The organism is Facklamia sp. P12955, assembly GCF_050409565.1.
Taxonomy (GTDB): Bacteria; Bacillota; Bacilli; order Lactobacillales; family Aerococcaceae; genus Facklamia.
In genome coordinates, this window is the sequence record NZ_JBNUPF010000040.1 from 1 (window position 1) to 7,180 (window position 7,180).

Consider the following 7,180-nt stretch of genomic DNA (forward strand, 5'->3'; position numbering starts at 1 on the left):
GTGGGACATTTTGATTTGTGTTCTCTTGAGACATTATCATTTACGTTTAACACATTTTTTTAGATTTTTATTGGAATGGATTGACTAATTTTAATAGATAAGATATAATTATTTCGCTTTCGAGATTAAAAATTTTAAGATAAGAAGGTGAGAGTAGATGTTAGATCGAGATACAGAAGTTTTAAAAACATATATTGGTATGATGAGAGCACATGCCTACTTTGAGAAATTGGTGAAAAAAGATGCGAATCATTCAGATATGAATGTGACGGAGTTTGCTGTATTAGAATTATTATATAATCGTGGCCCTCAACCAATTCAACAAATTGGGAATCGGATTTTAATTGCTTCCTCTTCAACCACTTACGTGATTGATAAGTTGTGTAATAAGGGTTATGTGGAACGAAAGCCAGATTTAAATGACCGTCGTGTAACTTTTGCTGAAATTACAGCAGAAGGTACTAAGTTGATGGATGAGATTTATCCTGAGCACCGTAAACATTTGTTAGAAGTTTTTGAAGAATTCACTACAGATGAAGTGCTCGAAATGAAACGCTTATTACAAAAGTTAACTCGCTATGAATAGCCTGCTTGATCCCCTAACTCTTTTAGTGAGTTAGGGACTTTTTTGTTAAATGTAGCGTGTATTAGGATAGTCTTGCTTTTAACTTTAATTCTTTCTATGATAAACTAAAAAGGCAAATCGGATTTAGAAAGGACAAATTATTGATGAAATTCTCGGCTTTAATTCTTTTATTATTTTGTTTATCCGCTTGTCAAAAGGCGCCTTTAAACGAAGAAACAGAATCAAAACAAGTACAGCTTGATGAATTAGAAATACTAGAGAGTACTTACGATGAAGATTCCACTAAAGAAAGTTCTTTAAAAAAGGATGGTACTCGTCAAGCTTGGACAGATTATTCTAACTATGCGGAAGTCGATGAGGATGGCTATGCCTACTATATGCAAGAAAACCCTGATATTTCTTCGGAAATATTTCCTTTATACGATAGTAGTGATCATAAAGTTCTTTTATTTACCTTTGATGATGCGCCTCAAAGACCGAATTCCTATGCACTTGAAATTGCCCAACAATTAAAAGCTAAGGATGTAAATGCTATTTTCTTAGTGAATGGTATGTTCTTAACAGAGGAAAAGGGGAGAAAGATTACCAAGCAAATTTATGATATGGGATTCGAAATCGGTAATCATACTCAGCATCATCCTAACTTAAAAGAAATGACCTACGACCAGCAGTATCAAGAAATTAAACAAACAAGTGATTTGGTTGAAGAAATTACAGGAGAAAAACCAAGATGGTTCCGCCCGCCTTTTGGTTTGTTTAACATGGATACCTATCAGATATGCCAAGAACTAGAAATGCAATTAATGACTTGGAATTTTGGATATGATTGGATGGATGAGTATTTAGAAAGTGAAGCTTTATTAGAAGTGTCTTTAAATAATGATTATTTAAGGGCAGGAGCAAACATTCTTATGCATGATCGTCCATGGACTAATGGTGCTATCTCGAGGATGGTAGACGGTTATCGTGAGCAAGGTTACCATATAGTTGATCCTTTATTAATTCGTAAACCAAATTTTGAAAAAGAAAGCTAGGCGAATCGAGTGAAAAAATATTTTCCTCTATCTTTTTATTTTAAACTCTTATTTATAATACTTGGACTAAGCACCATCTATCACTTTCATGAAGAAATGATCGATCAAGCTTTGTCTCAAGAAGGTTTATCCACTTATCAAAGACTCAGTAAAATATCTAAGGAACTGATTGGAATTGAAAAAGTTCCAGATGAAGACTCTCCCGATATAATTAATCAGATTCAGTCGTACCCAGGGAATAAAAAACCCATCCAGTATCCACAAGCAGTTTTAGCACATCCTCGATTTATCAAAGGCCAGCAAATGGCAGACTCTTTTAATAAGCAGTTAGATATAAGTCAGCTAAACAGGTCATTTATAGAAGCAATTAACAGAGTTTATTTCCCACAACAAACAGTCTATCTAGCACCATATTTGTCAAATGGGAATCTACTTAGACTCGATGAGTTAGACAATTATGTATATTTAGATTCTAAAACTACAGAGGGACTAAATTTCCGCGAGCGTTTTTACGAGATTGAAAATAATCAATATCGGATTGGCGAAAACTTATATGAGGTTTTTATTTCGTCTGATGATATTCATTTAGATACTTGGTCTAAAGATGAAGCAGTATTCGCTCAATATTTAGCCAAAGCTTTTTTCGAACAAAATGAAGATTTTTCTGACATGCGGTCGGTATTTATATCTGCTAAAGCTTCAGCCAGTGATTTTCGTCTAGATGATTCGTCCTATGTGCGGATTGTTGTGGTATTAAACTTTGATACACAGAAACTTTAAATAGGGAGGATAATATGAAAAGTAACAATTACCTTAGATGGTCTCTTGCATTAGCAAGTATTTCTCTAGCTTCTCAATTACATCAAAATTTTAAGCATCCACTTCCTAAGATTAGTCATGCTGAAAGATTGCTTGAATTAGCTGAAATTGAAAATTCTATGGATTGGTTGCAAGAAGAAGAATATGAGAAGAATTGGGATGAAAAACTCAGCCCATTTATCGATAATTTAAGACAAGAGGGATCAATTAACCAAGGGGCTTATCACTTAGCTTATGACTTCTATGCTTTAGAAACAGCCAAAGCAACTTGCCTTATTGTCCATGGTTTTAATGAATTTAAAGAAAAATATCGAGAATTAGTATATTATTTATTACAATCAGGAATTCAAGTACTGACTTATGATGCACGAGGACATGGGGAATCTAAATTATCACCCAACCAAACCCAAATTGATATTATAGATTTTAACGTTTATATCAATGATTTAAAATGCCTAGTAAAAAGGGTTAAAGAACTGGGTGGAGAAGAACAGCCTCTCTTTATATTTGGACACTCAATGGGTGGGGCTGTCAGTTCTCGCTTTGCTCAATTATGGCCAGATTTAGTAGATGGTCTTATTTTATCCTCCCCAATGCTTGCGATTGATACTAAGGGAATGCCAATGGAATTGGCGCATATGAGCGCTAGCTTGATGCAAAAAGTCGGCCGGGGTAAGAATTATTTACCTGAAGATTCAAATGGAGGAATAGATGACCATTTAGTTTTCAGAACACCCAATCAGCTGTCCAATTCTGAAGTAAGAGGGCGCTTCTTTTTTGAACTCAATAAAAAACTTCATCTTTATCCTACCAAGTCAGGCTCTATTAACTGGTTGAAGGCATCTTTAGATGCTTTGCAAACTATCCATCAAGAAAAAGAAATCAAGAAAATGACTTTTCCAAGTCTCATCTTCCGAGCAGCTAGTGATAAGATTGTAAAAAAAGAGGGTATCTTCCATTTTTATAATTGTCTTCCAAATTCATTAAACTTCCTTGTACCTTCAAGTGAGCACGAGATTCTTTTAGGACATGATGATCAAGTGAGAAAGATAGTGAGTCAAATCCTTCACTTTATTAATAAAAATATATAGTAAACAAAGAAGGCTGCCTTAAGGGATGTTTAAGGCAGCCTTCTTTGTTTGAATTATTTGGTTTGGTAGCCAACAATTAGACCATTTCTTTGAGCATAGAAAGTGCATAAGCCAGAAGAAGGTAAAATATTAATTTCTGCATGTGGAAATTCTGCAAGAATCATTGACTGAAGTTCTTGGCTCGCTTCCGGGTTTAGGACATGGTTAATAAATATTTTCCCTCCATTAAATCCCTTGCTTTTTATTTCTCCCCAAAGTTTTTTCATTGCTTTTTGATGGCCTCTAGCTTTTTGAGCAAGTTCAATCGTACCCTCAGAACTTCTTTTTCCGATTAAACGTATATTTAGTAATCCAATCATGTTTCCAACAATTTTAGATATTCGGCCATTTTTTACTAGATTATCAACAGATTCTAACAAAAAATTGACATTTGTATTTAAATGTTCTTTTTCAATTCTTGCCACTACCGAATCAAAATCAGTCTCTTCTTTAATGATACTTGCAGCAAGAGTAATAAGTAGGTCGATTTCAGCTCCAGCCGATCGACTGTCGATGATTTTAATATTAGCATCAGGACTTTTCTCTAAGGCTAACTCTCTTCCTAAACAAGCAGCATTGTAAGAGCCTGAAACACCTGAAGATAAAGTGAAACATAAAACATTTTGATTGGACTCAAATGTTTGTGCATAACTTTCAGGGCTTGGACAAGCAGTTCCAGTCTGTTGGCCACTTTCCATTTTATTAACTAGAGTTTGGGTATCCATTTGATTGTTATCTTTATATGTATGCTCATCGATATTCAGTATTAAAGAAACAACTTCAAACTCTATTTCCTCGTTGATATCTTTGACAGAACGAATACTCGCGCCAGAGTCAGTTACTATTTTCCACTGCATAATATTTCCCCCAATTATGGTCAATTAATTATCAGTAGTATAACTAATTTCAGAATCAGTTTCAATTTATTGAAAGTTTAATTTTAACACTTGCTAAAAACAGCATATTATCGGTAAAATAGGAGTTGACATACATTTCATGTGAGGAGGAAAGATTATGTTAGGAGATCTACATCGGTCCAATTTAATCGTCTTAGTTCAAATAGTTTTTTCGATTGTAGGATTAGGCTTTGCCTATATAGGGGCAATTGAGTATGGTTTAATATCTATGATGATAGGAGCCATTCTTAATGAGTATTCAATTGATATTTCTGAGCAATTTGACCAGACAGATGCACAACTAGCTTTTTCCACAGAGTTAGAGGTTATAGCTGATTTTCTATCCTTTGGTTTGATTCCAATTGGATTATTATTAACAGCTACTCAAGGTGGAATATTAGGTATGATTACTATTGCAGTCTACTTAACTGCTGTAGCCATTCGTTTAGCACATTTTAACCGTCCCTTGGAATTTCAAGCTTATCAAATAGATGAAGAGAATTTCTATTTGGGTCTTCCCTTAATTTCAGTAGCTATTGTCTTACCGATACTTTATTTACTTAGTTATCTTATACCAGCAACTGTCTTTTCAGTGCTTATCATGGTTGTTATGATAGTCTTAGCTGCCGGTTATGTGATTGCAAAACCAATTCCGCGTCTAAAAAAAGAATGGATGACTTACCTTATATTTGGTGTAATATTCTTAATTGTCGCTTATATACTTTTAGGTATTTTTAAATAGTCCATTTAAAACCTCCTTTTGTTATTAAGAGGAGGTCTTTTTATAACGAGTTAAAAATGTAACTGCAGAAGGATAGTTAATTAAATTGCATGTTTTATCTATTAATAAAATAGCATTGATAGCTGAAAAAGCGATATATCAGAGTAGTTTATATCAATACCAAAGAAAGCGTATTGAGCAAAGCGGTAGCTATTAAGATTTCTTTCCGAATAAATGAATCATCAAAAGTTTACATTAGCAAGTAGGGGACTCTTTGGCAATAGATTTGGAGGTATATTTTTTGCTACAATGTTCTTTAAAGGTGTTTCTATGAACGTTGGATTAATCGATGGCTAATAGATTGTGAAATGCTAGATAATGAACAAATGTATTGTCTAGCCAGTCTAGATGACTGTGTCTATCTTCCTTTTTACCTTTTATAATGAAATACGATAAACTAACGATTATTTTTCTTAATTTTAAGACATATTATCAGTGATTATTTTCAGGGAGAATTCCCTTTAGAACAGGAGTAAATTATGACAGATTCAACAAAAGAGTTAAAAATTAACAAACAAATAGATCGACTATTGGATGACCTAACGGGCGATGAATTAAATGAAGATGTTATTAAAAACATTAAATTTTTAAATGACAGTTCCTTAATGATTGAAGACGAAGAATACGATTTGATTATTAATCATCAAGAAGCTTTTGACTTTGAAGCCTTCTATAATCGCTATCAAGACCTCTTCGCTAAGTATGATTATATTGTTGGTGATTGGGCTTTTAATCAGCTTCGCTTAAGAGGGTTTTATCAAATCGGAACACCCAAAGTGGCTTTCGATCAACGTATTGAAACGTTAGAGGATTATATCAATGAATATTGTAATTTTGGCGCCAAGTATTTTGTTATTGGAAAAAAAAGCTCTATCGCTGAATATCCTCATTTATTAGATCGATTGAGGGCGGGCAAGATAAATAACATTCAAAGTAAGACACTTTATCCAAGAACTACAAATAAAAACACACGGGGACGTAGCTATCAAAAAAGAACGAATCGAAAAATTCAAAATCTCGGCCATCGTTCTAAGACTGTTACCCCTAAAATTAAGAGAAGAAATGAAAAAAGCCACTCACTAAGTAAATCTGAAAGTAAAAACAATTTGACTGTCGGGTCTAATAAGATGAATAAGCCGACAAACAGAATCAATCATAAGAAGGATTTCGTTATAAAAAAACGCCCCAACTAGCCTTTATTAGAAAGCGAGGATCCATAGTTTGACTGACCACATTAAAAATTTTGCCAGAGTTTGCTTATTTTGCCTAGCATCCTTAACTGGGGCAATCTCATTGACCGTTTTTCTATCGCCAGTTATTTATAGAATCTTTAATCAATATTTTAAATTGCATGAAACAGTTGGATTAACGAGTGAGCAATTAAATCAAAATTATCAAACAATTGTTGATTTCTTAACCCATCCGATGGAAAGTCAAATGCTATTGCCTGATTTTGCCTCTTCTGACGGAGGGATTCAGCATTTTGCTGAAGTTAAAGTTTTAATCCAGCTAACCATGATGGCAGCTTTGTTTTTAATTTTTGTTTTAGCGATTGTTTTGATAAATATTCGCAAGCAGAGGAGACGTAATCCCTATCTTAAGATATATATGATGCTAAGTTACATGTTGCCAATTGGTTTATTATTTCTAGCACTTATCGCTTTTGATAAAATCTTTATTCTTTTTCACCAAATTTTCTTTAAAAATGATTTATGGCTGTTTGATCCTTTAACAGATCCTGTCATTAATGTGCTTCCAGATAGTTACTTCTTTCTATTACTAATTGTTGTCGTTATGCTATATGAATTATTGTTAGGAATTATTTATTTGTTTATTAAAAAGAAAATATAAAAAAGATAAGCTCAGCTGCTGAGCTTATCTCAGACTGAAGACAAACCCTTTGTGAGTTAATCTCAAATAAAGGGGTTGTCTTT

General features: G+C 33.6%; 8 protein-coding genes. 7 read left to right on the forward strand and 1 reads right to left on the reverse strand.

Going from position 1 to position 7,180, the window contains the following annotated elements; all coding sequences use genetic code 11:
• The first annotated feature begins 157 nt into the window (after positions 1 to 157).
• The 4 genes from ACQV2G_RS08765 (at position 158) to ACQV2G_RS08780 (ending at position 3,530) form a co-directional block, all read left to right on the forward strand.
• Positions 158 to 586 (forward strand): MarR family winged helix-turn-helix transcriptional regulator, encoded by a 429-nt coding sequence (locus ACQV2G_RS08765; protein WP_428874522.1) that lies wholly within the window; start codon positions 158 to 160, stop codon positions 584 to 586.
• 143 nt (positions 587 to 729) lie between these two features.
• Positions 730 to 1,620: a polysaccharide deacetylase family protein gene (locus ACQV2G_RS08770; protein ID WP_428874521.1), complete on the forward strand. Its 891-nt coding sequence runs from the start codon at positions 730 to 732 to the stop codon at positions 1,618 to 1,620.
• A gap of 9 nt (positions 1,621 to 1,629) precedes the next feature.
• Entirely contained in the window at positions 1,630 to 2,400 is a 771-nt protein-coding gene (locus tag ACQV2G_RS08775; RefSeq protein WP_428875489.1) for a hypothetical protein, read from the forward strand.
• 14 nt (positions 2,401 to 2,414) lie between these two features.
• The gene (locus tag ACQV2G_RS08780; protein WP_428874519.1) at positions 2,415 to 3,530 is read left to right on the forward strand and encodes an alpha/beta fold hydrolase; all 1,116 of its coding nucleotides are present in this window, start codon (positions 2,415 to 2,417) and stop codon (positions 3,528 to 3,530) included.
• 53 nt (positions 3,531 to 3,583) lie between these two features.
• On the opposite strand, the gene ACQV2G_RS08785 is transcribed toward ACQV2G_RS08780, so the two are convergent.
• On the reverse strand, positions 3,584 to 4,426 hold the full coding sequence (locus ACQV2G_RS08785; protein WP_428876613.1) for a DegV family protein: 843 nt from the start codon (positions 4,424 to 4,426) through the stop codon (positions 3,584 to 3,586).
• A 157-nt stretch (positions 4,427 to 4,583) separates the two neighbouring features.
• Here ACQV2G_RS08785 and ACQV2G_RS08790 point away from each other — a divergent pair, with 157 nt between their 5' ends.
• The 3 genes from ACQV2G_RS08790 (at position 4,584) to ACQV2G_RS08800 (ending at position 7,097) form a co-directional block, all read left to right on the forward strand.
• Positions 4,584 to 5,207: a hypothetical protein gene (locus tag ACQV2G_RS08790; RefSeq protein WP_428874517.1), complete on the forward strand. Its 624-nt coding sequence runs from the start codon at positions 4,584 to 4,586 to the stop codon at positions 5,205 to 5,207.
• A 518-nt stretch (positions 5,208 to 5,725) separates the two neighbouring features.
• Positions 5,726 to 6,439: a YutD family protein gene (locus ACQV2G_RS08795; protein ID WP_428876614.1), complete on the forward strand. Its 714-nt coding sequence runs from the start codon at positions 5,726 to 5,728 to the stop codon at positions 6,437 to 6,439.
• Positions 6,440 to 6,467: 28 nt separating this feature from the next.
• Complete coding sequence (locus tag ACQV2G_RS08800) at positions 6,468 to 7,097, forward strand: TIGR01906 family membrane protein (protein ID WP_428874514.1); 630 nt, start codon at positions 6,468 to 6,470, stop codon at positions 7,095 to 7,097.
• The last annotated feature ends 83 nt before the right edge of the window (positions 7,098 to 7,180 follow it).

Coding starts and splice junctions, on each gene's coding strand:
- ACQV2G_RS08785 (WP_428876613.1), bottom strand. CDS start 4,426: ATGCAGTGGAAAATAGTAACTGACTCTGGCGCGAGTATTCGTTCTGTC.
- ACQV2G_RS08780 (WP_428874519.1), top strand. CDS start 2,415: ATGAAAAGTAACAATTACCTTAGATGGTCTCTTGCATTAGCAAGTATT.
- ACQV2G_RS08770 (WP_428874521.1), top strand. CDS start 730: ATGAAATTCTCGGCTTTAATTCTTTTATTATTTTGTTTATCCGCTTGT.
- ACQV2G_RS08765 (WP_428874522.1), top strand. CDS start 158: ATGTTAGATCGAGATACAGAAGTTTTAAAAACATATATTGGTATGATG.
- ACQV2G_RS08795 (WP_428876614.1), top strand. CDS start 5,726: ATGACAGATTCAACAAAAGAGTTAAAAATTAACAAACAAATAGATCGA.
- ACQV2G_RS08790 (WP_428874517.1), top strand. CDS start 4,584: ATGTTAGGAGATCTACATCGGTCCAATTTAATCGTCTTAGTTCAAATA.